Origin of the sequence: Heyndrickxia shackletonii, assembly GCF_001420715.1 — a bacterium.
Taxonomy (GTDB): domain Bacteria; phylum Bacillota; class Bacilli; order Bacillales; family Bacillaceae_C; genus Margalitia; species Margalitia shackletonii.
This window is the reverse complement of sequence record NZ_LJJC01000006.1, coordinates 672,155-698,874: the sequence shown is the minus strand read 5'-3', so window position 1 is coordinate 698,874 and position 26,720 is coordinate 672,155. Positions and strand designations below refer to the sequence as shown.

The following is a 26,720-nucleotide window of genomic DNA, read 5'->3' as shown; positions in this document are numbered from 1 at the left end:
ATAATCCGGTAAATTTTCACACAAATTCAATGACCGCAAAATTGCGGTCATTTTCATTATTTCCCTTTTTTCAAAATAAAAAGCATAAGTAATTCAATCATAAAAGTCACCTCTTATGAAATACGTTAGGCAACTATTAAAGTTTCATTTCCTATCGATAGGTTCAACATAATATCCTTCATCTCAAGCGTCGTTTAGAAATCTTCCACTCGAATTCTCATTTCAATCAAATATTCTGCTTGCAAATTTGGGGAATAATGAATATATGTTAAAAATTCATATATATCACTAATAACCGTTAATTGATGATCTTTTGTATACTGAATTAGTTTTTGTAAGTTCAAAAAGTAATCTTCTAAAGATGAAGATTCAAATGTAATACAAACGTATTTACCTTGTGAAATGGTGACGACTTCCATATCGTTCGTTAATGATGAAATCTGTTTCTTTGTTAGAACAGGAGTAAATAAATATTGATAAGTAACTTCATCGATATTTCTATATGGCTTATACGGAATTATCGTACCATAACCATTGTTTCTAAATCCTTCCGTCGTTACAGCAAATTTCTTCAGCTTACTGTAAGAAGCATTTAAAATATTTTCTGGATCGATTCCTTCAGCCTTTATTTGGATAATCTGTATTTCCTCTTCATTGGAAAGATAGACTTCACCAAGTGCAGGGTATTTGTTTTGCTTTTGCATCCCCTTTTTGACATTCGCAATGATTTGTTCAATTTCTAATAATGAATCGATTTTTTGTCTTATTATCTCTTCTTGTTCTGTTAAAAAAGTTAAAAAATCATTTGCCTGCAGCTCCTGTACCTTTTTTATTTCTTCTAATGGGGTACCAATATATTTTAGTGATTTAATTAAATCCAGACGGTGAATTTGTGAGTCCTTATAATAGCGATAGTTCGTATCCGGGTCAATATACGCTGGTTTAAATAAATTAATTCTATCGTAATAACGCAGCGCTTTTATCGAAAGATTAACCAGTTTAGAGACTTCTCCGATGGTATAAAGCTTTTCTACCATTTCAATCACTTCCTTACCTCTATATTGTAAAAAAGCGTATTCTCAGCGGCAACTAGGAATACGCTTTGAAATCTTTAAGTTGTACGATATGCCTTAGCTTTCCAAGCAAACGAAATCGCAATTCCGACTACTAATAAGACGGCTGAAAAGTAAAATGGATAATTTAAATTGATATCAAATAACATCCCGCCAATAATTGGTCCAATGACATTACCAATACTAGTGAACATAGAGTTCATACCACCAACAAATCCTTGTTCATCGCCGGCAATTTTTGATAAATACGTTGTAACCGCCGGTCGTATCAAGTCAAATCCAACAAATACGATTGCCGTAACCAGTAAAATGGTAAAATAAGTATTTACAATCGTTACCAAAAATACAAGTATTGCTGAGAAAATCAAACAATAACGAATTAAACGAATTTCTCCCAGCCAATTCGTTAAGCGATCAAATAAACCTACTTGAAAAATCGCCCCAAATACTCCACCAGCTGTTATTGCAATCGCAATATCCTTCGGCAAAAAGCCGAATTTATGGTCTGCAAATAAGGAAAATAACGATTCAAAGGCTGCTAAACCGAATGAAAAAATAAAAATAATCATAAAGGATATAAAATACATCGGTACAAAAATACGTTTCCATCCTGTTTTTTCCCCTATAATTTCTTCCTTTTCAAGATTTCGTTCCGGTTCATGAAGGATAGTAATCGATATTATAGCAGTAATTAATGCAATAACGGCTGCAAAGAAGAATGGCAAGCGAGAATTAATTTCTCCTAAAAAACCGCCAAATCCTGGTCCAACAATAAAACCTGTTGAAATGGCTGCCGACATATATCCCATTGCTTTTGGACGTCTCTTAACCGTTGTAATATCAGCAATAAATGCTGTAACAGCCGGCATAATAAACGCTGCACTAACACCGCCAAGCATACGCGAAATAAAAAGCACCACAACCGTTTTTCCAATTCCGAATAAAAACTCCGACAATCCAAAAATGATTAGACCAATAATAATCATTCTTTTCCGTCCAAATCTGTCAACCCAACGGCCGGAAATCGGCGACAAAATTAACTGTGTAAGCGCGAAAAACGCCACCATATACCCGACAACAGATCCGGATATATGTAATTCATCCATGATAGTAGGAGTGACCGGAATAACAAGGCCTATTCCTAAAAAGACAATGAATATATTGATTAATAATATAACTAACATCATGTTTTTATTTTGCATATATTTATACTCCTTGAACTTAAAATATCTTGTTTAAAACATTCTCCAGGTTTGAATTTTATAAAAATAAATATGATTTTAAGACCATTTTGAAAAACTCCTTTATCGCTGTCTTACCGTGCAACATTATTTCTATAATTAGTATTGTATCCCAGGACTATTTAAAACCTTACAAGGCATAATTTAAATCCTACCCTAAGGGGAGAGTCAAGTTTTTTCTCTTTTCTCCGCTATTTTTTCACAATCGAAAGTAAATAGTAAATTGGAATGAGAAAATACGTTTCTATATTTAAAAAGGACATCTCGTAAATGCACAATGAGTGGGTCTGTGGTCAGATACTTATAAAATGGAAGGATAAATATTAAAAGATTTATGGAGGTTTTTTAAGTGGAACATAGTTGGGCTTACATTAGCAGAAATAGCATATCTTTAGACTCTAATATGACTAATTCATGATCAATTTGTATCCCTCCCCCACTTTTTTCATACAAAAAGGGCAACAGTCCAACTGAATAAGCTTAGAAAACCTTCCGTTTCATATTTCCAGATGTAAACATTGTTTAAGTCATCTATTAAAATGGCTCTTCTTTTTCGACCAATTTCTCCTTTTCTTAATCCTAATCAAACGTTTGATTAGATTTTAGATAATACTTATTCTTATGGGATTTTCTTTGTTACATCTATAAAAAAGATATCGAAATTTCTTATAAGAAAATATAAAAACCTATTTTATTTACAGGTTTTTCATCGTATTTTTGAACCTAAATACGGAATATTTGGAAGTACTTTGATCTAAATAAAATAAAAACAAGGGCTGTAATCGTATGGTGATTATATGAATCTTGCCACTAAAGGACTATTTACATGAGATTTACCCTCCAATAAAATAAATGATAATTACAATTAGCGTAAATATTTAATAATATCACTTATTAGGAAGTGGAATTGTTGAAAAGGAGAATCTGCATTATTGGTAGTGGCGAAGCTGGACTACATCTAGCCTATGCTCTAAAGGACGACTTTGATATCACTGTCATGGAACGCAAATCACCAGATCAGTTTAAAAAAGGTCGCATCATGTCTACACAGGTTCATTTTGGACCAACAAGGAAACGTGAAAAGCGATTTAAAATGCCAAATTGGGAAGATCAACCTCTTATTGAAAGTATCCATATTACAATTGGAAATGAAAAACTATTTGTAGGAATGCTGCAAGAGCCAGCATTATCAGTTGATCAACGTTTATATTATTCGTATTCTATTAATGATCTTATAGAAAATGGCGTTTCCTTCCGGTTTGAAAAAGTAGATAAAGAAGATTTGGACATATTACTAGAAAAGTATGATTTAATTATTGATTGTACAGGAAAAATGGACCTCTTTTTCCTTTCCCTACCGAGGAAAGTCTAACTCCTTTTCAAACTCCTCAGCGAAAATGTATCGTAGGTTATTTCGAAGGTATAAAAGCAAATAATCCCTTAGGAGTAAGTGTAACGGTTCTTCCAGAACTAGGTGAAATGTTTGAGATCCCCGCTCTAACAGAACAAGGTCCTGTTACAATTCTGTTCGTTATGGTAGTACCAAAAAGTGATTTAGATGTATTTAAAGGGATAAAGTATGCAGAAGATTTTACACTTAAAATGAGAAATACAGTTCAACATTTCTTCCCGGAAATTCACACTAGAATAGATGAAGAAAATTTTGCTTTAACCGATGATAATGCCTTTCTTCAAACTGCTATTGCACCAGTTATTCGAAAGCCGTATTCCTTGGTAAAAAATAAGCTTGTTGTTGGCTGCGGAGATAGTGTTTTTCTGAACGATCCCATTACAGGTCAAGGTTGTAATCTCTCTTCATATTGTGCAGAACAATTGTATGAAACCCTTATGAAATACAAAGATTCTAAGTGGGACATAGAAGCAGGGGAGTATTACTGGAATAGAACAAAACAATATGTAACAGAAGTAACGGGATGGACAAATGCCATGACAAAGCCATTACCGAATCATGTTGTTCAACTATTGCTTCAGGGTGCACAAGACCAAGCAAAGGCGGATGAAATTGCGGAGTGGTTTGCAAATCCTACTAAAGCATATGAAGCATTTTTTCTAAATAATATAAATTAATCATTAAAGGTAGTGGGATATGCCACTACCTTTGTATTATGCATTCTCTATTTCCGTTTTTCTGACAATATTTGGTCTAGTCAAAGAAAATATTGCACAAAGTAGGGAGATGATGACAATAGTGCCACCAACCCAAGCCATGTGGGACACATTACTAGTTTGTTTTAAAGCAATACCACCAATAGCAGAGCCGAGTGATATGCCGATTTGTAATGCGGAATTATTGAAGCTTTGTTGGATATCAGATGTAATTGGATCTGCTTGAATCAAGTAACTTTGTTGCGGTGGTGCAAGACTCCAGCTCAATGCAGCCCAAATCATCATCATTGGTATAAATATCACAAGTGAAAATGTTGTGAAAGGAAGCAAAAACAGTACTACGGCAAATGAGCTAATCACAATGATAATACTCTTATTAGCACCAATCTTATCGGAAAGTGTTCCTCCAAAAGCTCCCCCACTTACTGCTGCTACACCAAATATAAAATAACATACACTAATCCAAAAAGAGTTAAGATGGAGATTTGTTTCCAAAAACGGTGTAAAATAAGCATACAGTGTATAGTGTCCTGCTAGCATAAACATAGTAGCAAGATGCGCACTGCCTATTTTTGCACTGCCAATTGCTTTAATTTGTACGGAGAGTGGAATAGTTTTTTCACCAGGTATCTGCTCTAAAAACATGGAAATGAGTATTATCGATCCAATCGACAATATGGCTATACATAGGAATATAACTCTCCATCCAAATGTATTGGAAATTAAAATGCCCAAAGGAACTCCTAAAACAAGAGAGGAACTAATCCCCATATAAATAAGCCCCAACGCCTTTGCCCGATGGGATGGTTTGACAATTTTTGCTGCAATGGTCAATGAAAGAACGACAATTAACGCTGTACTCATTGCTGTCAATATTCTAGAAATCATCATAAAAGTGAAGTTTGGGCTGATATACGTAATGACGTTACCTATTAAAAATATAAATAAGGAAATAAGATATAATTTCTTACGTTCAATTTTGCTGGTTAATACAAGTAAAACAGGTCCGGCAATCGCATATATGAGTGCAAACACTGTTATTAACTGTCCAGCAGTACTTAGTGAAATATGAAAATCATCTGCGATGGCGGGTAATATGCCGCCCACAATTAATTCCACCAGTCCAACTGCAACCGTTGATAATGCTAAAATAAAAATTCTAAAATTCATATTAAAAACATTGTCTCCTCTCCTATTTTATAACGATATAAACTTATTTTTTCCCAAAAAAAATAAAATCCCAACTACAAAATGTTATTGCATTTTTGTAGTCAGGATTTTTCGGTTCCTGGTAGAAACCCTCAAGCCATATTCTCGAGGTTATACATCGTTATTGTTTATGTAGTTTAAGAATCTAATAGAAAATTCTACTACGTTATAATATATTTTTCAAGTTCAATTTTTTCAATGGAATAACAAAAGTGACAAATTGGGCTATCTTCCCCATCCTCTAGTAAAGGTGGATACTAGATTTTAATTTTATTCTTTTATGCACCACTATGCCGCCCAATAGAGTGGAACAAACATGAATTATCCTCTTAGCCTTGTAAATTAACGTTTACCGGTGAGCCCTTCATTGTCTTTGCTCAATTGACTCATGACTTGAATGAATTCTTTTGTTGCAGGTGTGACTTCATCAAAGGAGTGTGTAATGATACCAATAACTCGGTTTATCTTTGGATGAATATCTTTTATGGTGAGATTGTGAGAAACAGAAGATAGTGTAAAATTCGAAATAATGCCTATGCCCAAGTTCTTTTTAACCATATTTATTAAAGTATCGGCAGTTTGGACGGTCAAGTTCTCTTTAAACGCAATATTGTGTTCTTGAAGTATGGTAGATATAACGGTCTCATGTCCTCCTTTACAAAATATAATTTCATTCTGATATTCCTCAAAATCAATTTTCTTTTTATTCATTGATGGATGATGTTCCGAAATGATTGCGACCATGTAATCATGGATTAAAATTTTATATTCATAGTTATCAAAGGGGGACGTAACGATCCCCATATCAACCGTTCGATCCTTTACCCATTCTTTGATTTGATTTGAGGTTCCTTCGAATAGTTCTATACTAACGAGCGGATATTTTGACCTGAATAAGGCGATTGTTTCCGGCAGTAGATTCGTTGATGCTGCAGGAAATGACCCCACTTTTACCTTACCACTTAGAAGTTTATTCTCCCGGCTAGCAATTTGGTATATTTTGTTTTCGATCACCTTCATCTGCCTGGCAAGTACCAGAATTTCTTTCCCCACATCGGTGAGCAGTAATCCATTGTGTTTATCCCGAATAAACAATTTGATATTCAACGATGTTTCTAGATTTTTAACCGCCTTGCTAACTGCCGGCTGCGAAATAAACAATGCTTTGGAAGCTTCTGTAATATTCATTTTCTCTGCCACTTCCATAAATATTCTGAGATTGTTTACGTTTATACCCATAACCAATAAGTTATCTCCCCTATTCAAAAAATGTATTTCAGTTATACAAAAATATACCATATAATATCAACCATCAGTCAATGCCTCAGAAGAAAATTCATCAGCAATAACTCATTCTTGATTCCAAGGATGGACACTTTTAACTATGAAGGAGGAAATGTTTTATGAGTATCCACGCTAAAGAAACCGCCCTTTCAAAGTCGTCTACAGTCCGATCACCTCGTTCCTGGAGGATATGGGCAACCGCCTGGATGGTAACGGCAGTCTTCATGCTTTCGAATTCTGCTACCCCGCTCTATGTTTACTGGCAGCGAAATATAGGCTTTTCTAACGGGACGCTTACTCTGGTCTTTGCGGCTTATATCGTGGGACTTCTCCTGACGCTTCTTTTCGCCGGCCAGCTCTCTGACCGGTTCGGACGTAAAACAGTACTGTTCCCGGGTCTGACTGCAGCCGTTCTTGCTTGCCTATTGTTCGCTACTGCGTCCTCCGTGACAGTTCTTCTCACTGCCCGTTTTCTATCAGGCATTGCTGTCGGCGTAATCGTCTCAGCGGGCATGGCGTCGGTCGTGGATGTCGGAATTCCCAATCGGAGACAGTTGGCTTCGCTTGCTGCATCTGTAGCCATGGTACTGGGCGCGGGTCTCGGACCGCTGCTAGCGGGGGTCTTGGCTGTGGCACTGTCACAACCGGTGGTTCCAATCTTTGCAGTCGAACTTGCTGTATTGGCGACTGCTTTTGTCGTTGCAGGAACACTACCAAAGAGACGTATTCACTCCCGTCAACAGAACAACTGGCGTCTGCACTTGCCAAGTGTACCCAAAGTAAATCAACTGGACCTAGCATTCGGAATCGCCATTTTCGCACCTGGCATTACAGCTACATCCTTCGTATTATCGCTTGGTCCCTCGCTTCTGGCAAAGCTTCTACACGTCACCAGCCCTCTTATCGCGGGAGGCATGGCCTGTATCATGTTCCTGACGGCAACAGGCGTACAGTTCGCGGTCAAGAAACTACACGTCCGAACAATTTTCCTGACCGGTGCTTCTGCCATTATCCTGTCTATGATCAGTGTTGCGGTGGCCATCAATGCCTCTGTTGCCTCGCTGATTGTGATCTCCGCCGTTCTAGCCGGTGCTGGTCAAGGCCTCGGACAACTCGGGGGTCTGACGCTAATTAGCCTTCATGTCCCAGAACATCGCAGGGCAGAAGCGAACGCAGTACTCAACATTGGCGGCTATATCCCAGCCGCTATCTTACCCGTTTGCACGGGCTACCTTATCGATGTCATGGGTCTGACAATCGGCGCAACTGCCTTCGCAGTAATCCTGTCTGTGGTAGCCGTTTCTGCATCACTTTTTGTTCGCACACGACTTCAAAAGGAGTGAAAATACGTATATTAAATCCACTAATAGGGTATGTTGTATCCTCATCCTAAATAAATGGGCCGGTTATGAATAAACAAGGTTTTAATGTTGCGTCTTCTATATGATGGAAGACGCGGATTTTCCTGGCTTAAAACCAATTGAAGGATGGCATTTTTCATAAAACCGGTTTTCAAAAAATATGTGACAATAAAAATGGCTTGCAAACAGACAACAGTTTCCGCAAGCATTATCTTATTTATTATTCCGTTAAATAGGCGATTGTTGAACCTCGTCTTCAAATTTTACCCAAGTCCAATCTTGAGAATTCCATGGACTCGTAACGTCGTATATTCTCTCCTTGTACTGTCCCGAAAAAGGCTGGTCTATTATTTCAGCATTGGTTATCACTGTGTTTCCTCCAAATAGGGTAATTTCCATAAATATTCAATATTGTTTTTCAATATCCTTCTTCCAGTAACCTGACCCTTTAATCGAATAAAAAAGCCACCAAATTGGCAGCTGGATCTTAAACATGAGCACAAGTTTATGAAATAAGCAACTTAGTTCTTAACTTCATGCCAGGCAAGTTTAGGTCTTGTATCAGGGTACACGAATTGCTGGCGATATTCTTTTCGTGCTTCTGTAAAATCAAACCAACATTTATTACTTTCTGGATTATTGGCATGATGGACCACGCAACGAAAAGCATCTTCTAAACAGGGATCTTCCCAGTATCCACACTTCTCTTCCCAACAATTAATGAGATCAGAACCATCCATGTTCTTTATTTCTTCAAGCGAATAGTAACCTAAATCTACTATACGTTGGGCAACTTTTGGGCCAATCGAGGGAACCGTTTGAAATATAGCTAAAGCCCGCAGATATTTGGATCTATCACTGGATATTCCCAAGCATTGAGAAAGTTCCAATGTACTAATATGCGAAATATCGTTTAATTTAATTTTACAAGTTCTTAATTTGGCTCTTTCTTCCTCGGTTAAAGGAAGTTTGGGAGAAGAATTCGGCATAGGCTTCACCTTTCCAACACGTTTTTCGAGCTTCTAAAACACCCTCTACTAATCCAGCATCCTCAGAAAACTTTTAACTTCATCTCTCCTGAAATCTATTGAGAAGATGGATTGACGCTATACATTCTAAATATGGAATAGTCATAAAATTATATACGCCTCCATCCATAGAAGGCTATGACTAGATCATGTCCGTTAATTTTACTAAGACGCTCATCAAGGAATTCACCAATTTTGATACCCCCAACAGACTCATAAAACTTTCTTGCGGAAGAGTTGCCCTTAAAGACTCCTAAAAACATCGACCTTATTCCATTCTGTTTAAAGTGATTAGTAACGGCATTTAACAACTTTTTTCCCATACCAGTACGTTGATAATGAGGTGAAATATAAAGCGTGTTTAACTCACCATGATACCCTTGAGGTGCATGATCAGGTATGGAGCCCATTGAAAATCCTATAATTTCATCTTGTCTTACAGCTACATAACAAAATGATTGAAGATTGCTATTTTCCAAAATCCCCTTGAATCTTTCAACTGTACTTTCGTTCGATATTGACTCCATAAACTTTTCTGACACAATCCCCTGATGGGTTGCCTTCATACTATCTACATAGATTTTTGCGACAATCGGTAACTCTTGGGGTTCCATTTGTCTAATTATCAAATCTGTCCCCTCATTTCAAATAGTATTGTTGGTACCTTTGTTGAGTTGCACTTGTAATAAGATAAGAAAAATTAATATCACGATAAAGCCAATTAAAGAGTACCTCAAAATTCCTCTCAATCTAATTATTCTAAAATATATTCATCTTTTTTACTACAAACTCCTTCTTTTCTTTGTCACTATCCTTCCCCTTTTCTTCAATAAGAAAAGAACATTCCTTATAAAAGGAATGCCTCCGTTAGTTGCAAAACTTATTATTTTATTACAAGGCTTTGTTAATTCTCAATGTTGATTTTCAGCCAAAATATAACCTACCCATTAAGGGCGGTTTATTAATCTATCGTTCTCCATTAGCGGAACACCTTGTATGGCTATTTCTCCAACTCATAGCGGGCCGTGATAATGCCCGACTTGAGTGTTCGACTGGACAGTAGCTTGAGCCTGATTTTCTCGCTGCCGTCGAATACCGATTTTCCGCCGCCTAGGACGACTGGACAAATTGTAAGCAGGAATTCGTCGATCAGGCCGAGCTTAAGAAGCGTCTTCGCCGCTCCCGGGCTGCCGAAGATAACGAGATTTTTGCCGGGCTGCTCTTTGAGTACCTTGATTTCCTCTGCGATATTGTCCTTGATCAGCATCGTATTGTTCCATTCCACCTTGTCCATTGTGCCGGAAATGACGATTTTCTTAACATCCTGCAGCCATTTGGCATGCTCCATATCGTGCCTTGACGCATTCGGATTGTCCAGCTGAGTTGGCCAGTAGCTCTCCATCATGCGATACGTCGTCCGTCCGTAAACGGGAGCTCCGACATCGGCTACGACCTCCTCGGCGTATTTCTCTAATTCCTCGTTGTACGGAATCCAATCGAGTCCTCCGTTCGAGTCCGACGCATACCCGTCCAGCGATACATGCATGAACAATACGAGTTTTCTCATGTCCGTTTCTCCTCAGATTTCGAATTTACTTTGTTCGATTTATTTGGCCGTTGGCTGCGTTTCATCCTGCTGTTACGTTCATTATAAATCATTACGTTATGTAAGGCTCAAGTGGAAGTCTGAATTTTTCGAAGAAAACAATGTTGCGTAATTCTGCCCCTTTTGTTCAATAAAAATTCCAACAAAAATAGGCATTAACCCTTCTTGGATTAACGTACCCGTTACTTTAAGTACAGCAATTCACAAACTTATAGAGTAAATAATTTTCAAGGCCTTTTTGGTTGAGCAAAAAACATAACAGATAAAAATACAATGATGAAATTACCAATAAAAATAATGGTTTTATCATCTGTTAATAGATTTAAAATGGTTGTTAGTATAGCTGCTATTAGCCCAGAGAAAAATACCCTATATATTTTTTTCATATGCCCCTCCATGATCAATTTTTGCCAGAACATTAAATTTCGTTTGTTTAATGCAGATTAAGCAAACGATTTGAACTAATTCCTATCTTTTTTATTGCTATCTCCTGTTTCTATCAAATTGCTTTTTAGTATATGAAGACACATAAATTATCTATGGTAATAAAGTAATTAAATGTATCAACTATATAAATAATATTTACCAAAAATGGATCCTATTTATTTGTACGGAATATTTTTCAAAAAGTTTCAGTGTTCGATAATCTTTGTTCAACTAATCTGCCCCGTTTGTCGAATAAGAAAAAGCCACCAAATTGGCAGCTGGATTTTTAACTCTTGCACCCTTTAAGTACATAATTTCACAAAGTTTTATTTTAGAGACAATCTTAAAGAAAATTAGTGTTTATTATTCTTTCCAGTTTATCTTTTCTTTTCATAGTTAACTTTACATAGCTACTTGTTCGGTCATTAATCCCCTGGTTATTAAATAAAGCAATAATCCCTCTTGTAAACCATAAGGTAAAGTTTTCTTTAAGAATTTTCCAATTAAATGTGTCAAAATTTGATATATATCCGTTCCTAAAATCGGTTAAAGATGTAATTAACTCATTTTCATCTTTATTCCAGTCAATAGTTGATGAAATAACTGCACTCATGTCAAAATGGTTATTCCCTTTTCTTACTTCACCAAAGTCAATAATATAAATTTGGCTATGATTAAATAAAAGATTCCAAACACCTAAGTCTCCATGTATATAGCAGTTGTTTTTAAAATTGTAATCTATACATTTCTCTATCAAGGTTACTAATTGACTTTTATATTCTAATTTATTGAATTCCTTCATTTGAAAGAGATCCATCCACATCTTATCCAACGAAAAACGGTCATTTTGCTCGTAAATACCTGTAATACTCTTGGTTTTAGAATGAAAAAGAGATATTGTTTGGCCTAAATTATAAAAATTGATTTCTTTGCTTTTATCCTTATCGTTTTCAACATAGATCTGTAGATTATATACATCTTCATTATTTTTAATATAAGGTTGTTTTTTATTACTTAACAAGATTTTCGGAGAAATGTTCTGTTTTAATAGTGCTTTTGATATTAAAAATTCAGTGATCGCTTGTGTGCTATCTTTTAGCTTTCTCAAAATATATTTTCCATCTACTGTGACTACCATTTTAGCATTGGAGGTATTTCCTTAACCTCAATAACCGGACTAATTGGATAGCAATTGGAAACTCTGCTTAAATCAAACAATTCCATTCATCCCCTTCTTAATACTGTACAAGTAACCGACCAGCCTTTTCCTATTGGTGTATTCTTTAAGTGTGTGTAAAATTCCTTGTTCAGCTAATGTACCCTTTTGTTCAAGTTCTTCATAATCCTTTTTACCTTTGTAAAATCTAATCCCTTAATGTGTAGGGGCATAAAAAAAAGACGCCTTGTTACTAAAGAAAAGCACCTTTTTATGGAATAACTAAAATATAGCGTTTTTCCTGAAACCACTAAATTTATCCTCTTTATTAAAGGTAAGTCTTTACAGTAGGTCGCTCATATGTAAAAAATTTATCAATTAACGCTTTAGGGTTTGAATCTAATATTGCCATGGAACGATATTTTTCCTGCAAAAATTGGTGCTCAACCATATGGTCAAGCAATTAAACAAGAGGTTTATAATATTCATTAATGTTAAGAAGCCCACATGGCTTTTAGTGCAAACCAATTTGAGACCATGTAAAGATTTCAAAAAACTCTTCCAATGTTCCCGAACCTCCTGGTAATGCAATAAATCCATCTGCTAAATCTGCCATTTTGGCTTTTCTTTCATCCATTGTATCTACGATATATAGTTCTATTAAATGTTGGTGATGAATTTCTCACTCTTTTAAAATCTATCATTTTCATTACAGAGGTTTTCCTGATAAGCTAAAAGGGCTATAGTCGAGGGAGGTAAATATCATTGAATGTTAATGAGTTTCAAGAATGGGTAAGGTCATATTATGAAAAAAGAGGATGGTCCGAATTAGACATTTTTATTCGAATTGGTTTTTTAGCCGAGGAAACAGGAGAAGTCGCTAGAGCAATTAGAGCTCTTGAAATTGGTAGAGATAGACCAGATGAAAATAATGGAACATTAGCACAACAAAAACAAGAATTAGTAGAGGAACTTGGGGATGTTTTAGGAAACCTTATTGTGATTGCTAACAAATATGATATTGCTCTTGAAGACATCTTTCAGTCGCATCGTGACAAATTAGTCAAACGTTATACAACATCAAAGTAAGGTTTTAAAGGGGCTTTTCTTTAGCATTTTAGAATTTTACTTTTTTCTTGTGCTAAACTGCCCCTTTAGCTCGTCAGTTGAAGAAGAGATAAGTTATTTTTTTAATATCTAAATCCCTAAATGATAAATTTTATGACCATGTTTTTCGACTTCAATAATAAAAGCGATTAAAGCATCTAATTGTTCAAGAACTTCATCTTTATCAAAAATATTTTTCTCATACTCTCCATCTTCTTGATCATCACTTAAAATATACATTCCTGTCAAAGTTATTTCTTTTGGAGCACTTGCAAATATCATTCTCCATCCAAGAAGTACGTCTTTTAAAGTAGTTGTAGAGTCTTCATCAAGAATTGTCATAGCGTAATAATCTAGACCCATTTCATTAAATCGTTTTGTAAAGGGCGTGCATTTTGATGGTACCCATTTTAGCGTATCATTCATATACAGAATAAGGTCATCATGTATTTTGACATTCCCTACTGCGGACTCTTTTATAGAATCCATGTAACTTACTATATCCTTGTTCAGCATTACGTCTTTCGGTACTAAATAAAAATCATGAATTAATGCCATTAATTTTCACCTTAACATTTCTTTTTATTTGTTAATTACCAATTGAATTTAAAATCCTTATAGGAAGCCCCCATTAGTTCAAAAAAATTATTCTTTACTCTTATTTATAATCCATTCAACAGCTTCTAATAAATAGGTTGTCAGCAATAAAATCTGGCTCTATTCCCCCCCATTTATCTCTGTGCGTGGCTTTGGAATAAAGATTGATTAAAAAAATATCCCTCAATTCTTATCTAACGGCAACTCCAAAACTCCATTTTGAAAAAAGATTGATCAAAATGGAGTTACTCTTTTTAAATAATTATGAGATTTTTATAAAAAAGATTGATCATTTTCTACCTGTATTACTCCATTTTTTACTAAACGAACGAAATTCGCTAACTGATTTTGCTTTCCCACTTATCCAACTTTTTACTAATTAACTCGTGTAATTCCTTATCGTTCTCGGACAATTTGTAAAACATAGCTAATGCTACTAAAATAACATCAATACATTCTTCTTTTACATCTCCGATTCCTAATTGTTTGTACTCACTTCCACTAGCTTTTATGTATGATAATACAGCTTGAGAGGTTTCGCCAACTTCCTCTGATAGCTTTAATGCCATTTGCTCTAACGTTTTTGGTTCTTTTTCACTGAGTATCTTAATTTCTTTTAGCAGCTGTTCCAAGATTTCTTCCTCTTTCTTTGATTATTTCCGATGTTATTTTAAGGGTCCACCAGCAAGTGCAATTACTCTCTGTCGTTTATCTAAACTTTCTCCCCAATAAGCATAACCTATGAATGACCATTGAATATGAAAATGAAGCCTTCCAAGTTTGAAGTTTTCTTTATTATCCTCACTAAACTGACCTAAATAAATATGTATGTCAGCTTTTGAAGTAGATACGGCACCAATTACATGACCTAGTTCATGTAATAAGACAAAGATTGGCACAACCAAAATAAACAACAAAAAAGTCAACAGATTATTCTCCTCCTTTATTTTAATCTAGGTAAGGATTCCCCCATTAATTAGCCCAATTTCTGAACAAAAATCAACCCAGGGATTATTCAGGAATGCTGCCCCTTTAAGAACAAACTAAACAACAGATTTAAATATGTGAACAATGATTGGGAAGTTTGATGGATAAAGCGCAATAATGCCTCGAGATCCTCCCGGTTTCTATGGTCCTCTCGAAAGATGCTCAATGTGGTCCTCAGCCTTTCGAATTCGGCTTTCACGGCTAACAACTTTTCCTTCATGTCGCACCCATAATCAGAATCGTCTTCCCTTGCAGTTTCTTTTTTAATTTTTCTTTGTTGAAGGCTACTGTGACAAACAGAAATTTTTCCAGCTTATAGTTACGTGTCTTGATTATTCCTTATTTTAACATGACAAATCCGCTATTTTTCCGTTAACCTCCTTCAAAAATATTCTCAACTGAAAAAACCTTTATATATCAATATTTTATAAGCATTTGAAATTTAATTTCGGAATTTTTTCTTTATTTTTAAAATTATGTTTCGTAAAATTAAACCATATGCTTTAAATATTTTCAGAGGAGGAATGCTAGTTGAAAAGGAAAGGCTATTTTTCACTGCTCACCATTATTGTTTTGCTGTTGTCCATGCTCCCCGCGGCCACAAGTTTTGCCAAGACCAGCACGCGACTGATTGTTCACTACCACAACAAGACCGGCATTTATAAAGGAAATTTGGAAGCGTTTCCTTTAGAGTCCACTGCTACAGGAACCGTTTCCGAAAAAACAACGGATGACTATGGACTCAAAATGACCTTTACTTTCCCCGACACCCGTGACAATGCTTACATAGGCCTTGTGGCAAAAGAAGACAGCAAATTTCCGAAAGATAAACGGTATGTAAGACTGAAGAACGGCACAGCCGAAATCTGGTTACTTGACGGCGACCCTCGTGTATACAATGAACCGCAGCTGATTGATCCCTCCATCATTCTGAAGAAAGACAATAAGGCCTATGCAGCCGTAGAGGATTTAAAAGATCTTTTAAATCTGACGTATAAATACGGAAAGAATACGTATAAATTTGATGGGGCAGCAGTTGGAACCGCCGACATTTTAACGATTTACCATGACCGCGATTATTTTGAAATCAACGTGAATACTAACCGAATCGGCTCCAATGTGACAAGCAATATGCTGAACGAATACACGGAACTAGTTTTTAACGATGTCGACGGGTTCAAGCAAAACGGCAACTACTATTTGTCAGTTGGCTACATTGAAAGATTGTTTCAGGTAGGCTCACTCGCGAAGGATGGGCAGGTGTTTTTGATGAAGCAGCAAGACGTTGCCTATGACCAATTATCCTATGCCAAAACTCCGGAAGAAGTTGGTTTTTCCTCGGAAAAGCTGGCGAAAATTGATGACTATATTAACAAGCAGGTTCAGGATGGCTTTCCATCTGCAGCCGTCATCGTCGTGAAGGACGGAAAAATTGTCAAAGAATCGGCATATGGTTATTTGAAAAAGTACGATACACCGCTTGTAGACGGGCAATATCAACCGGCGCAGCTGCTGCCGCGATCGGAATGGGAACCGGCAACGGTCAACTCATTATACGATTTAGCTTCGAATACGAAAATGTATGCAACCAACTATGCGATTCAGCAATTAGTCTCTGAAGGCAAGCTTGATTTGGATCAGCCGCTTTGTTCATTCCCAGGTTGGGAAAATTATCGCGACAGCTACACGGTCTATACCGGAAAGTGGACACTTGGCGGACCCGGCGGACTCAACAAAACGCCGCGCACTGGAAAAGAAACGGTCACCATCCGGGATATTCTGCACCACTACGGCGGATTGATTCCCGACCCGGAATACCCGAATAAAACTTCTGCCGGAGCCCTTTGGTATCAAAACAATGACCCGACGAACCGTGCCGGAATCATTGACATCATTTGCAAAACCCCGCTGATGTACACACCACGGACCACTTTTGCTTACAGCGATGTCGACTTTATGATTCTAGGCTTGTTGGTTGAGCAGATTACTGGAATGCCATTGGATCAGTATGTTGAAAAAAATATTTACAAAAAACTCGGTTTAACTCACACTGTTTTCAATCCGCTCCAAAAAGGCTTTGCCAAATCGCAGATTGCCGCAACAGAATTAAACGGCAACACGAGGGATGGCAATATCAGCTTCGGACAAATGGAGGACGGTACTCCAGTGAATATCCGCAAATATACACTGCAGGGGGAAGTCCACGATGAGAAGGCTTTTTATTCGATGGGCGGGGTATCCGGTCATGCCGGGCTCTTCTCCACAGTTGGCGACATGGGCGTATTGACGCAGCTGATGCTTAACGGCGGAATTTATAATGGAACACAATTTTTCACGAAAGAAGTGGCTGACGAATTTACAACTCCATATGATCCCGATCCGAAAAAAGTCGATTCGTCCACGATTGGCTTGGGATGGCGTGTTCATTCAAAGAGCTCCTCGGCCTACTATTATTTTAACTGGGGGCCGAGCCGCAGTACGTATGGCCACCAAGGCTGGACCGGAACGTTGACGGTTATTGATCCGGTTTATCATATGACGATCACCATCCTGACCAATTTAAGGCACTCACCGGTTGTCAGCCCGCCGAACGGTTTTGCCGGTTCGAATTATCCGATCGCCGATTTAGCACCGATTTCCGGACTTGTTTACAATGCTTTAAATGATGAAAAACTGCAATACAGCCCTGATGCCCCAGCTTCGGTGTCAGCAAAAGGAACCGGCACAAGGACAATCGACTTGAATTGGAATAGCGTTAATGGGGCGGACAGCTACAATGTCTACCGTTCCACTTCGTCGGATGGCTCCTATGAGAAAATAAATGTTTCTCCGGTTACGGCAAATTCTTTCAGTGACACAGGCCTGCAACCTGGAACTAAATATTTTTATAAAGTTACATCCATCAATAGTGTCGGTGAATCGGCACCTTCCACTCCTGCTGAGGCAACGACTGTATCAGTTCCGGAAGTTTACGATGCAATTGGCCAATTGATTGAAAAATATTCGTCTACAGGGGATTTGAATGGCTCATTAGAAGTCCAGCTGACCAACAGTTTGAAGCAGTCACAAGATCAATACAGGAAAGGGCACCGTGCGCAGGCCATCAAGAGTGCGAAGGATTTCTTGAAACATCTTGAGAATCAAGGATTAGCTGATCAGATTACGGCCGAGGCAAAGCGGGCATTGAGCAATGAGATTGATATTTTAATAGATGCATTGATGGATTAATAGGTAATAATTAACCGCTCGGTAGGCCGCAGCGGTTTATTTTTTTTCGTTAGTAGATACACTGTATGCGTTTAACGGGCTCTCTTGAAGGGGACAAAATAAGTAAATCGTACACTTACTCGTATTGTTTGAGTAGGTGTTTTTGTTAATGCTAAGCAATTTATTATTAAAATCGTACCCGATTTAGCATTGAATTAACCTTGTACATTAACTGTTGTACAATGCTATTTTTCTACGATTTTGATTACTGATTTTATGTTCATTTTTTATATCAGAGTCTCTATTATTTTTCATTGTTGATTTTCGTTAAGGTATGAGAATTGATAGGCGGAGATTTTCCGGCTATTGTATATAAGGGATGCTTAAGAAGTAGATATAAGCGGAAATATTCCGATTAACTGCCCTAAATGGGACAAAATCTAAGGATTTCGATAAGATAAACGGAAAACCTCCCTTATTTTTAAGGAAATAGGAGTATTTCCAAATTTAAATGGAATTTATCCGTTTATTTTTCAAACACGGTAAAATCAACATTTTAGTTATAAGAGAGCCTACCAGATATTCAACCTATTTTAGGGTTGAACTATTCAGCTTTTCCGAGTAGTTGGTGTTTAATAATCACACGGTAAACAGTTGATAAATAACGTAAAAAAACTGCGATTTTTATAAAAAATGCATTTTTTTCTTTGCAAATTTATTGTGATTTCATATGTTATTTTAGTTCTTTGTCCCCCAGAAAAGAACCCCTTAGTATGCGTTTGTCGGTCTTTTAATCTTAACTTGGCTCTAAATGGAGACCCAATTCTACTTTCTAATCCATTAAATCGTTTCTTATGGTTGAAAAAAATCTAGTTACTTATGGCAAAAATGTTCGTACTATGTATATTACCTTTTCTTTTACAATTTTTTCACTCCTGGATATTCCTCCTATTTACTTCGCATTTATTCGTAAAAATACTTAAGAAGTTCACTTTCGTTGACCGATATACTTTTCTTTAAATCTTTCGTTCTCAATACAAACTCTTTTACTCCTATAAATTCTGATTCGGCAATCAAGTAAAATTGTGTTCCTTTTTTATATCCATTGAATTGCTTTTTAAGTGTATATAACTTCATTGATAACCTCTGATGGTAAATTAAAATGATTTTTGGTTGTGTTTTTCGGATATCTGCGTAAACTTTGTTGCGCTCTGTACTATTTGTGTGAATTCGAACATGTTGAGTGAATCTAAAAAAAGACTACTATTAAATAAACAACAATAACGGCGAATACAGCCTTTTTTTATATACGGAATTATACCATTAATAATAGCTGTGGAATCGTAAACTTTTCTTCAATTAAATGGCCCTTTTAGTTTAATAATAAAGTCCCAATTTTTGGAGCAACAGGATTACAACTTTCATCCGAATATTCTGCTCCAAACCATTTACAAATACCCTATGTATTCCTTGTGCTAGTTATTCAACAGATATAACAATCGGTATAAACCTTGTCACTAATTTCCGAATCATATTTGTCTTCTGGTGCGTGCGGTAATAAATTAATGAGGTCCCATTCGTCAAAGGAAAAATTTTAATCAAACTTTATTAATACTAATTAATATTTATTTTAAAAATCGAACTTTGTTTTAAATGACCAATCTTTTTATTAAAATACAATAAAAAAACAGCGGAATGAACACTCACTCCACTGTCAAACTTTTAGCCAAATTCCTTGGTCTATCCACGTTATATCCACGAACAGTTCCTGCATAATATGCCAATAATTGAAGAGGTATGGCAGCAATGATTGGCATCAAGAACGGATGAACCTCAGGTATATACATCACTTCGTCGACGATTTCACTGACATCATCATCCCCAATAGTTGTGACGCCAACTACAAAGGCATCACGGGCTTTGATTTCCTTTATGTTGCTGATGGTTTTATCGCGAAGATGCTTTTGGGTGGAAAGTGCAATCACAGGAACACCCGGAGTAATCAATGCCATCGTTCCGTGTTTCATCTCTCCCGCTGCATAGGCATCGGCATGTAAATAGGCGACTTCTTGAAGCTTAAGCGCCCCTTCTAATGCGAGAACATAATCAAGTCCGCGTCCAATTAAAAATAGACGGTATTGATCCTCTGTCACCTGTGCAAATTGGTCTATAGCATCCTGTGTCATGATAAGCGTTTTTTCCACTTCTTCCGGTAGCTGGTGCAATTCTTTCAACATTTCCGGGATTCTGTCTAGCCCATGACCTTTTGTTTTCTCCGTTAAGGCAATGGCTAAAAGGTATAAAGCGGTTATCTGCGTTGTATATGCTTTTGTGGCTGGAACGGCTAGTTCTGGTCCGGCATTCGTACATATCGTATAGTCCGCTTTGCGAGCGATATTGCCTCGCCTTTTATTTGTTATTGCTATCGTCTTGCAGCCATATTGTTTTGCTTCTCTTAAAGCAGACAATGTATCAGCTGTTTCACCGGACTGACTGATGACGATAACCAAATTTTTTTCACTGAGGGGTCCATGCTCATAGCGAAATTCAGATGAAATAGAAACTTCAACAGGAATGTCCAGCAACGTTTCCATCACTTTTTTTCCAATCATGCCTGAATGATAAGAAGTTCCATTCGCTACGATATCAATTTTTCGATACTCAAAACTTTCCTTTAAAAAAGGCTCCAGTTCCGGAATATTCACTCCGTTTTCCGTCAGCCGCCCCTCCAACGTATTTTTTATCGCCTTGGGCTGTTCCATAATTTCCTTCAGCATATAATGCTCATACCCTTGGAGGCTAAAATCATCTTCCGTCCATTCGATGATTCTTTTTTCAGGTTTTATGGTTTCTCCCTCAATGGTTTGCACTTTGATTTCATTTGCTTTTAAAATGGCTATTTCTCCATTTTTGATAGGATATATTTCTTTCGCATAGGAAAGCAGCGCCGAAATATCGGAGGATAAAAATGCTTCGTTCTGTCCAAATCCGATGATTAATGGATTTTCCTGGGATATCCCAATAATTGTATCAGGTTGATGTTTAGACATAATCGCAAGTGCAAAGGAGCCCTTTAACAAAGGTAATACTTTTCGGACTGTTTCTTCAAAATTCCCGGTATCATGTTGTACAAGCAGATGCGGGATTACTTCTGTATCGGTATCTGTACAAAATACATGACCCTTTGTGATTAACTCATTTTTCAATTGCCGATAATTTTCAATAATTCCATTATGCACTACATAAAACTGAGATTGATCATCACTTAAAGGATGGGCATTGGAGATGGTTGGCGATCCATGTGAGGCCCATCTTGTATGACCAATTCCAATATTGCCTCCTGTAATAGGCTCCATTTCCAGCAATGTTTTTAAATCTTCAATCCTGCCAATCTCTTTTCTGATCTCAATTTTTTCCTGATTAGAAATGGCTATACCTGCAGAATCGTAGCCTCGATAATCTAAATGAGTCAAACAGTCTAAAAGAATGGACTCTGCTGAAGATTTCCCTATGTAACCAACGATTCCACTCATTGTCTCACCTCAAATTCAGATGGTAAATTTATTATATAGGATAACATATTCCCCGAACCTGATGGCAATAAATAAATTATTGCTGCAACTCATCCAATGACGCCTCTGTTTTGAAAATAATTTTATTTTCCTTTTTGTCATAATAATAGACTTTCACCATTTCACTCCCACTAGAGGTAGCATCACCAGTTAATACCCCAAAGTTTCCATCTCCTAAATCTACCATATTACTATAGGAAAAATGAGGAAATATTTGCTCAGAGCCATTTAAATTATCAACATGTACTGTACGTTCTCCACCCGAAAACAGAAGAATAATTGTCAAAATCACAAGTGTGATTCTAATATTTCTCAATTCTCTTGCAGTGTCTTCCAACATTTCAACACTCCCCAAATTTTTTATCCATTATTTCTCACCATATTTTCCATCTCTGATGGCTTTTCGAAACCAGCCATCCTGTCTTGAATGGCAATAGCTTCACCCGTACCTATCCCTTTAATCGAATAATACTTCGTTCCCTTTTTATATTTATTGGAGAAATTTCCGTTGTATGTTCCTTCCTGATCAGAATACTTTGTTACCTTAACTATTTCTTCATCCGCTTCTTTTACAATTCATCACTAATTTCGTAAACATAACCTTTCCAAACGACAAAGGGGTCTTCATTACACACTCCCCTTTTTTACGATATTGAATAAGAATGGTTTCAATATTTTTACATTCTTATGTTAGCAATCTGCTTTTTCATACAAAAAAAAACGATCTTATATTGAGAAAGACCGCATCAGCTATTCAGGGACATCATCCCATTTATTCAGTTTTTCTTTATTATCGATCAAAGTGGAATTTTTATTTAGCGTAAAAGGATAAAATCAAGAATCGTACAAAAGATAGATTAAGCCTTTTGTGGTAACATTCCATACAAATTTAATAATAAAGATGATTAGAGGGATAAGTGTGTTCCATCCGAGAATTAATCTTGAAGAGATATTTACAATATGAACTGCACCGTAATTATTACATCTAATAGAAACAATTTATATAATTCCTTCCATGTAAATGGATTGGAATAGCTTTTACATTTCTTTCATATGTCTATTGAAAAAGCAAGAAAATTCCCTTCATCTATACACTCTTAACAAGTACTCTTTACAAATTCCTGAAATTTCTCTTCTTCCTCCGAAAAGGGGTTATGATTACTTTCTTCAAAAATAGTAAAAGACGCATTTGGCATTAACTCTGCTATTTCGATACCGTATTTCATTGGACATTGAGAGTCATATTTTCCCGAATAGATATAGCTGGGTACAGTTACATGTTTCAACTCTTCTCTTATATCAAATGTGGGATACTCTACTTTTCTAAAATAAATTAACCGTTCTCCAACAGTTTTTCCGCTGTTTGGCTTTTTCAACGCGTCCTTTAGCTTTTCCTCTGAGTAAAATGACATTAAAGCCCATTCATAACTAAGTTTTCTTCGCATTTCAATCGGTGTTGCTGGATCATTTAATTGGTCCATAATTTCTACTATGTGATTGAAATTTGGATTTTTAGAACAGTAAATGGAATCCGGGTCTGCACCGTATTCATAGCTGGACGCTGCTCCGCCAGCAATAATTTTTGTTAAAGATTGAGGACAAATAATAGCATATTTTAATGCAAGCATTCCTCCTGCAGAATGGCCTGCGAATGCCCATTGATCCAGCCCAATCGCGTCACGAATAGCCTCTAAATCTCGAATGGATTCTTCCATACTGTATTCATGATTATTATTTGCTTTTACGGAGTTACCTGCTCCCTTAAGATTAATTAGGTAAACTTTATATAGTTTTGTAAAAGGATTTGCAAATGTGTTCCCCCGCTCATTAAAAGCACTATAAAGATGGGTGACGGCCATCGGTTCACCCTCACCTTTTACAAAAATCTCAAATATTCCTCTGTCCGTTTCAATATATCGTTGAATCCACATGAGAAAAAAAACTCCTTTCATTCTCCATATTGCTGCAAGAGACAGGAAAATGCGCCTATTGAACGTATGTCAGTTAAAACTCAAAATCCATTTCCCCACATTGCATTTAAAAACAGCATATAGAATGTAAAAAGAGCTGTTAATATTGTAAAAACGATCGGAACCATCTTAAGTCTTTTGCTTTTCCCCATCGTTATGATAAAAATAGCAACGGAAAGGACTGCAACAACATAGTACAGATAAATCACCCAAAAATGTGTTAGCGGTCCTAAAAATAATCCAAATACGGAAAATTGGAGTAAAAAAGCTAATATAGAAACAGCAATCCACTTTTGTTCATTTTTGATAGATACAATATTTTTAATGGATAATAGTACTGAAACAATAACCAACGCAGCAAGCAACCATTCATACAAGAAAAAAAGCTCTTCTTTTTGAACAGCAAAATAATATCCCAGTGCGGACAACGGTATGATTGCAAGCAGTAAATAAACATTTAGTTTAAGATTACTGGTTTCTCGCATTCTTCCCTTTTCCCCTTTCCGTTTAAAAAATACCTAAATGAAAGCTCACTTAATGTTGAGTACCTTCTAATTTTCCAAAATAATCGATTCAGAACTCATCTTTACTTTAACATAATTATCCATTTCACACTATAAATAGTTTAAATACGCTAAAAACATCTACAATTATTTTTAGAAATTCTGCTGCTATTATTTTTTATGGAAATGGGGGTGAAGTACTACGGGTAAGAATGGAGTTGAATATTAGAGTGGCTTACGAATAAAATTCCCCCATCTCCTTGAAATCAATAGAGATGGGGGAGTTTTTTTCTTAAAACAATGTTGAGTAGAAATTTTCATACCAATCTATAAAATGATTTTTCCTTACAACATTTAATACACATGGTACCCCTTCTTGGTTCTCTAATTTTCTATGTTCTTTCGGAAACTCTTTCTCTACACCAATACTCATATACGGTAGCTTTATTTGTGCTTTTTGGGAGCGAATATTTACTTTTCTGGCTCCTGCAAAAACATATTCAAGGCCTAAATGATGAAATGCAATATAAAGCATCTCGGCTTTTACCAATTGATTATAACCTTGTCCCCAATACGGGCTGCCAATCCAAGTTCCAATATGGCTTGTTTTCTTCTCGGAATCTAGTTCCTTTAGGGTGATAACCCCAATTAACTTCTCATCTTCATTCATAATTACTCTGGAATATTGCTTGCCGCTCTTTTCTTCATCTTGTATGAATCGTATAAAATCAATAGTTCCTACAAGTGATGTCTGTTTATCACTTAATCCGAGAGCTTCTTTCACTTGAGACGCTGAAGACAATTGAGACATTTGTTCCGCGTACTCTACTTTATGTGGAACTAACTTTATTTTTTTCAATAGTATCCCACCTAATATACGAAATTCTGCAGCTTACCACTCTCTGAAAGTTTTTCTGAAACCAAAAAAGCTTCTAAACTTGATATTTTCATAGTATGTAACTGAAGTTTTCGAAGCCAGCAGATCAATACGAGTTTTTGGATAATGTTGATGAACATATCTCAATAAGCTGGTACCTATTCCAAACCCCTGGTATTTCTTGGTTATCAATAGTTCACAAACATATAAAGTGATGTGTTCATCCGTGATTCCCCTAATATAACCTATGATTTGGTTATTAATACAGGCAACAAACTTCACATTTGATTTACTCCAAGCCTGCATTGTATCTTCCTTTTTTTCAACAAGATTATTCCATTGCTCTTGCATGTTTAATTGATGGATATATGGAAAATCTTCTTCTTCATATGGCCGGAAGCTAATCGTTTCACCGTTTTTTAAAATATACCCCATATTTCTCCACACCTTAACTTTAATAATCTTGTCAATTTTCCTTTTGCTTATTTTCATTTGAAATGCATGTAGGAATCACATTTCTCGTCTTTCCTCTTTTTGTTACGGACAGTTAAAGGTATTTTTTTCTACGTCTTGTTGTTTAGTTTATTATGGATACCCTTCTTTTTTCCTTGTGAATTTTCCTTGAGATTCCCTGTAAAGGACATCCTGTTTCTTTTTTACACGTGGTTTGTCCTTTTTATTTCCTCTAAAGGACATCCTGCTTCTTTTTTCCTCGTGACTTGGCCTTTTGACTCCCTCTAATGCTCGACATAATTTTTTCGCCTCATTGTCCTTCATCTCGCTTATGAAGGTCATCTCAACCAAGTTTTTCCGCCTCAATGTCCTTCATCCCACTCATGAAGGTCATCTCGACCAAGTTTTTCCGCCTCAATGTCCTTCATCCCGCTTATGAAGGTCATCTCAACCAAGTTTTTCCGCCTCAATGTAGTCAAGTCCATTTAATTGTGTAAAAGTGTTAACAATATTTTCGAGTTAATTCAACTTGTGTAATGAACTATATTATTTCGAATTTACTTTGAGGGGTGGGCATGATAGCCTGGAGGGTAAACCAGGTGTTGTAAACTCCTGGCTTCCTGGCTTTTTATCATGCCTACTGGAGGCTCAAAGTCAATTCGAAATTAGGCTTTTACACTCTGTATGATAGAGTTAATTATCTTTTGATTTTTTTAAATATGGGTAATCCTTTGACGTCCATTCTTCATTAATATCCATCAATACTGAGCCAATAATCCTTATGGCAGACTGATCATTGGTAAAAATACGAATGACTCTTTCTCTTCTACGGACCTCTTGGTTTAATCGTTCTAGCATGTTGGTTGTACGTAAACTTATATGATACTCAACCGGGTGTGCAAGAAACTGGATTGCATCTTCAAAACCACTGTCTAA

At 36.4% G+C, this 26,720-nt stretch carries 26 protein-coding genes, 1 pseudogene and 1 riboswitch; of the genes and pseudogenes, 5 read left to right on the top strand and 22 right to left on the bottom strand.

Annotated features, from left to right (window positions below; all coding sequences use genetic code 11):
- Positions 1 to 194: 194 nt before the first annotated feature.
- The gene (locus AN964_RS21560) at positions 195 to 1,037 is read right to left on the bottom strand and encodes a MerR family transcriptional regulator (protein WP_055741846.1); all 843 of its coding nucleotides are present in this window, start codon (positions 1,035 to 1,037) and stop codon (positions 195 to 197) included.
- A gap of 74 nt (positions 1,038 to 1,111) precedes the next feature.
- The gene (locus AN964_RS21555; RefSeq protein ID WP_055741845.1) at positions 1,112 to 2,275 is read right to left on the bottom strand and encodes an MFS transporter; all 1,164 of its coding nucleotides are present in this window, start codon (positions 2,273 to 2,275) and stop codon (positions 1,112 to 1,114) included.
- Positions 2,276 to 3,224: 949 nt separating this feature from the next.
- Here AN964_RS21555 and AN964_RS27175 point away from each other — a divergent pair.
- Both AN964_RS27175 and AN964_RS21550 read left to right on the top strand, forming a co-directional pair.
- Positions 3,225 to 3,686: a hypothetical protein gene (locus tag AN964_RS27175; RefSeq protein ID WP_235950792.1), complete on the top strand. Its 462-nt coding sequence runs from the start codon at positions 3,225 to 3,227 to the stop codon at positions 3,684 to 3,686.
- Positions 3,635 to 4,402 carry a styrene monooxygenase/indole monooxygenase family protein gene (locus AN964_RS21550; RefSeq protein ID WP_235950791.1) on the top strand — a complete coding sequence of 256 codons (768 nt, stop codon included), beginning with the start codon at positions 3,635 to 3,637 and terminating at the stop codon, positions 4,400 to 4,402. The genes AN964_RS27175 and AN964_RS21550 overlap by 52 nt, the downstream gene beginning before the upstream one ends.
- A 36-nt stretch (positions 4,403 to 4,438) precedes the next feature.
- Here AN964_RS21550 and AN964_RS21545 read toward each other — a convergent pair whose 3' ends face one another.
- Together AN964_RS21545 and AN964_RS21540 are read right to left on the bottom strand one after the other, a co-directional pair.
- Positions 4,439 to 5,611: an MFS transporter gene (locus AN964_RS21545; RefSeq protein ID WP_055741844.1), complete on the bottom strand. Its 1,173-nt coding sequence runs from the start codon at positions 5,609 to 5,611 to the stop codon at positions 4,439 to 4,441.
- 78 nt (positions 5,612 to 5,689) lie between these two features.
- Positions 5,690 to 5,789, bottom strand: a riboswitch (purine riboswitch).
- A 203-nt stretch (positions 5,790 to 5,992) separates the two neighbouring features.
- Entirely contained in the window at positions 5,993 to 6,889 is an 897-nt protein-coding gene (locus AN964_RS21540; RefSeq protein ID WP_055741900.1) for a LysR family transcriptional regulator, read from the bottom strand.
- Positions 6,890 to 7,053: 164 nt separating this feature from the next.
- Between AN964_RS21540 and AN964_RS21535 the strand changes: the two genes are divergently transcribed.
- Positions 7,054 to 8,277, top strand: coding sequence for an MFS transporter (locus AN964_RS21535; protein WP_055741843.1), 1,224 nt, complete (start codon positions 7,054 to 7,056; stop codon positions 8,275 to 8,277).
- 246 nt (positions 8,278 to 8,523) lie between these two features.
- Here AN964_RS21535 and AN964_RS26810 read toward each other — a convergent pair whose 3' ends face one another.
- The 7 genes and pseudogenes from AN964_RS26810 to AN964_RS21510 all read right to left on the bottom strand — a co-directional run.
- Positions 8,524 to 8,664: a hypothetical protein gene (locus AN964_RS26810; RefSeq protein WP_163258620.1), complete on the bottom strand. Its 141-nt coding sequence runs from the start codon at positions 8,662 to 8,664 to the stop codon at positions 8,524 to 8,526.
- A gap of 152 nt (positions 8,665 to 8,816) precedes the next feature.
- Positions 8,817 to 9,284 (bottom strand): helix-hairpin-helix domain-containing protein, encoded by a 468-nt coding sequence (locus AN964_RS21530; protein WP_055741842.1) that lies wholly within the window; start codon positions 9,282 to 9,284, stop codon positions 8,817 to 8,819.
- Positions 9,285 to 9,433: 149 nt separating this feature from the next.
- A complete protein-coding gene (locus AN964_RS21525) occupies positions 9,434 to 9,952 on the bottom strand; it encodes a GNAT family N-acetyltransferase (RefSeq protein WP_055741841.1) in 519 nt (172 codons plus the stop codon).
- A 371-nt stretch (positions 9,953 to 10,323) separates the two neighbouring features.
- A complete protein-coding gene (locus AN964_RS21520; RefSeq protein ID WP_055741840.1) occupies positions 10,324 to 10,890 on the bottom strand; it encodes a dihydrofolate reductase family protein in 567 nt (188 codons plus the stop codon).
- 266 nt (positions 10,891 to 11,156) lie between these two features.
- Positions 11,157 to 11,315 carry a hypothetical protein gene (locus AN964_RS26525; protein WP_161809300.1) on the bottom strand — a complete coding sequence of 53 codons (159 nt, stop codon included), beginning with the start codon at positions 11,313 to 11,315 and terminating at the stop codon, positions 11,157 to 11,159.
- A 383-nt stretch (positions 11,316 to 11,698) separates the two neighbouring features.
- Positions 11,699 to 12,463: a phosphotransferase gene (locus AN964_RS21515; RefSeq protein WP_163258643.1), complete on the bottom strand. Its 765-nt coding sequence runs from the start codon at positions 12,461 to 12,463 to the stop codon at positions 11,699 to 11,701.
- Positions 12,464 to 12,839: 376 nt separating this feature from the next.
- Positions 12,840 to 13,193: pseudogene (locus AN964_RS21510) on the bottom strand (LOG family protein); the annotation flags it as partial.
- Positions 13,194 to 13,276: 83 nt separating this feature from the next.
- On the opposite strand from AN964_RS21510, the gene AN964_RS21505 reads away from it, so the two are divergent.
- A complete protein-coding gene (locus AN964_RS21505; protein ID WP_055741838.1) occupies positions 13,277 to 13,600 on the top strand; it encodes a MazG nucleotide pyrophosphohydrolase domain-containing protein in 324 nt (107 codons plus the stop codon).
- A gap of 108 nt (positions 13,601 to 13,708) precedes the next feature.
- Here AN964_RS21505 and AN964_RS21500 read toward each other — a convergent pair whose 3' ends face one another.
- The 3 genes from AN964_RS21500 to AN964_RS21490 all read right to left on the bottom strand — a co-directional run bounded on the left by AN964_RS21500 (position 13,709) and on the right by AN964_RS21490 (position 15,141).
- Positions 13,709 to 14,176, bottom strand: a complete 468-nt coding sequence (locus AN964_RS21500; RefSeq protein WP_055741837.1) for a hypothetical protein — start codon at positions 14,174 to 14,176, stop codon at positions 13,709 to 13,711.
- Positions 14,177 to 14,553: 377 nt separating this feature from the next.
- A complete protein-coding gene (locus AN964_RS21495) occupies positions 14,554 to 14,847 on the bottom strand; it encodes a MazG-like family protein (protein ID WP_055741836.1) in 294 nt (97 codons plus the stop codon).
- A gap of 33 nt (positions 14,848 to 14,880) precedes the next feature.
- Positions 14,881 to 15,141: a hypothetical protein gene (locus AN964_RS21490; RefSeq protein WP_200915638.1), complete on the bottom strand. Its 261-nt coding sequence runs from the start codon at positions 15,139 to 15,141 to the stop codon at positions 14,881 to 14,883.
- Positions 15,142 to 15,733: 592 nt separating this feature from the next.
- Here AN964_RS21490 and pbp4b point away from each other — a divergent pair.
- Positions 15,734 to 18,430 carry a penicillin binding protein PBP4B gene (gene pbp4b, locus AN964_RS21485; protein ID WP_055741835.1) on the top strand — a complete coding sequence of 899 codons (2,697 nt, stop codon included), beginning with the start codon at positions 15,734 to 15,736 and terminating at the stop codon, positions 18,428 to 18,430.
- A 942-nt stretch (positions 18,431 to 19,372) separates the two neighbouring features.
- Here pbp4b and AN964_RS26805 read toward each other — a convergent pair.
- From AN964_RS26805 to AN964_RS21445, 8 genes are all read right to left on the bottom strand, one after another.
- A complete protein-coding gene (locus tag AN964_RS26805) occupies positions 19,373 to 19,546 on the bottom strand; it encodes a hypothetical protein (RefSeq protein ID WP_163258647.1) in 174 nt (57 codons plus the stop codon).
- 566 nt (positions 19,547 to 20,112) lie between these two features.
- A complete protein-coding gene (gene glmS / locus AN964_RS21480) occupies positions 20,113 to 21,942 on the bottom strand; it encodes a glutamine--fructose-6-phosphate transaminase (isomerizing) (protein WP_055741834.1) in 1,830 nt (609 codons plus the stop codon).
- 76 nt (positions 21,943 to 22,018) lie between these two features.
- Entirely contained in the window at positions 22,019 to 22,321 is a 303-nt protein-coding gene (locus AN964_RS21475) for a hypothetical protein (RefSeq protein WP_055741833.1), read from the bottom strand.
- Positions 22,322 to 23,078: 757 nt separating this feature from the next.
- Positions 23,079 to 23,912 (bottom strand): alpha/beta fold hydrolase, encoded by an 834-nt coding sequence (locus tag AN964_RS21470; RefSeq protein WP_055741832.1) that lies wholly within the window; start codon positions 23,910 to 23,912, stop codon positions 23,079 to 23,081.
- An 80-nt stretch (positions 23,913 to 23,992) separates the two neighbouring features.
- On the bottom strand, positions 23,993 to 24,436 hold the full coding sequence (locus AN964_RS21465; RefSeq protein WP_055741831.1) for a hypothetical protein: 444 nt from the start codon (positions 24,434 to 24,436) through the stop codon (positions 23,993 to 23,995).
- A gap of 310 nt (positions 24,437 to 24,746) precedes the next feature.
- On the bottom strand, positions 24,747 to 25,313 hold the full coding sequence (locus AN964_RS21460) for a GNAT family N-acetyltransferase (RefSeq protein ID WP_055741830.1): 567 nt from the start codon (positions 25,311 to 25,313) through the stop codon (positions 24,747 to 24,749).
- Between the two features lie 33 nt (positions 25,314 to 25,346).
- Positions 25,347 to 25,766, bottom strand: a complete 420-nt coding sequence (locus AN964_RS21455) for a GNAT family N-acetyltransferase (protein ID WP_055741829.1) — start codon at positions 25,764 to 25,766, stop codon at positions 25,347 to 25,349.
- Positions 25,767 to 26,477: 711 nt separating this feature from the next.
- On the bottom strand, positions 26,478 to 26,720 hold a 243-nt coding region (locus AN964_RS21445; protein ID WP_200915637.1), incomplete at its 5' end, for a transposase.

Excerpts from the sequence above, each read along its gene's own strand:
- AN964_RS21560 (WP_055741846.1), bottom strand. The coding sequence starts at position 1,037 with ATGGTAGAAAAGCTTTATACCATCGGAGAAGTCTCTAAACTGGTTAAT.
- AN964_RS21555 (WP_055741845.1), bottom strand. The coding sequence starts at position 2,275 with ATGCAAAATAAAAACATGATGTTAGTTATATTATTAATCAATATATTC.
- AN964_RS21545 (WP_055741844.1), bottom strand. The coding sequence starts at position 5,611 with ATGAATTTTAGAATTTTTATTTTAGCATTATCAACGGTTGCAGTTGGA.
- AN964_RS21540 (WP_055741900.1), bottom strand. The coding sequence starts at position 6,889 with ATGGGTATAAACGTAAACAATCTCAGAATATTTATGGAAGTGGCAGAG.
- AN964_RS21535 (WP_055741843.1), top strand. The coding sequence starts at position 7,054 with ATGAGTATCCACGCTAAAGAAACCGCCCTTTCAAAGTCGTCTACAGTC.
- AN964_RS21530 (WP_055741842.1), bottom strand. The coding sequence starts at position 9,284 with ATGCCGAATTCTTCTCCCAAACTTCCTTTAACCGAGGAAGAAAGAGCC.
- AN964_RS21520 (WP_055741840.1), bottom strand. The coding sequence starts at position 10,890 with ATGAGAAAACTCGTATTGTTCATGCATGTATCGCTGGACGGGTATGCG.
- AN964_RS26525 (WP_161809300.1), bottom strand. The coding sequence starts at position 11,315 with ATGAAAAAAATATATAGGGTATTTTTCTCTGGGCTAATAGCAGCTATA.
- AN964_RS21500 (WP_055741837.1), bottom strand. The coding sequence starts at position 14,176 with ATGGCATTAATTCATGATTTTTATTTAGTACCGAAAGACGTAATGCTG.
- AN964_RS26805 (WP_163258647.1), bottom strand. The coding sequence starts at position 19,546 with ATGAAGTTATATACACTTAAAAAGCAATTCAATGGATATAAAAAAGGA.
- glmS (WP_055741834.1), bottom strand. The coding sequence starts at position 21,942 with ATGAGTGGAATCGTTGGTTACATAGGGAAATCTTCAGCAGAGTCCATT.
- AN964_RS21475 (WP_055741833.1), bottom strand. The coding sequence starts at position 22,321 with ATGTTGGAAGACACTGCAAGAGAATTGAGAAATATTAGAATCACACTT.
- AN964_RS21470 (WP_055741832.1), bottom strand. The coding sequence starts at position 23,912 with ATGTGGATTCAACGATATATTGAAACGGACAGAGGAATATTTGAGATT.
- AN964_RS21465 (WP_055741831.1), bottom strand. The coding sequence starts at position 24,436 with ATGCGAGAAACCAGTAATCTTAAACTAAATGTTTATTTACTGCTTGCA.
- AN964_RS21455 (WP_055741829.1), bottom strand. The coding sequence starts at position 25,766 with ATGGGGTATATTTTAAAAAACGGTGAAACGATTAGCTTCCGGCCATAT.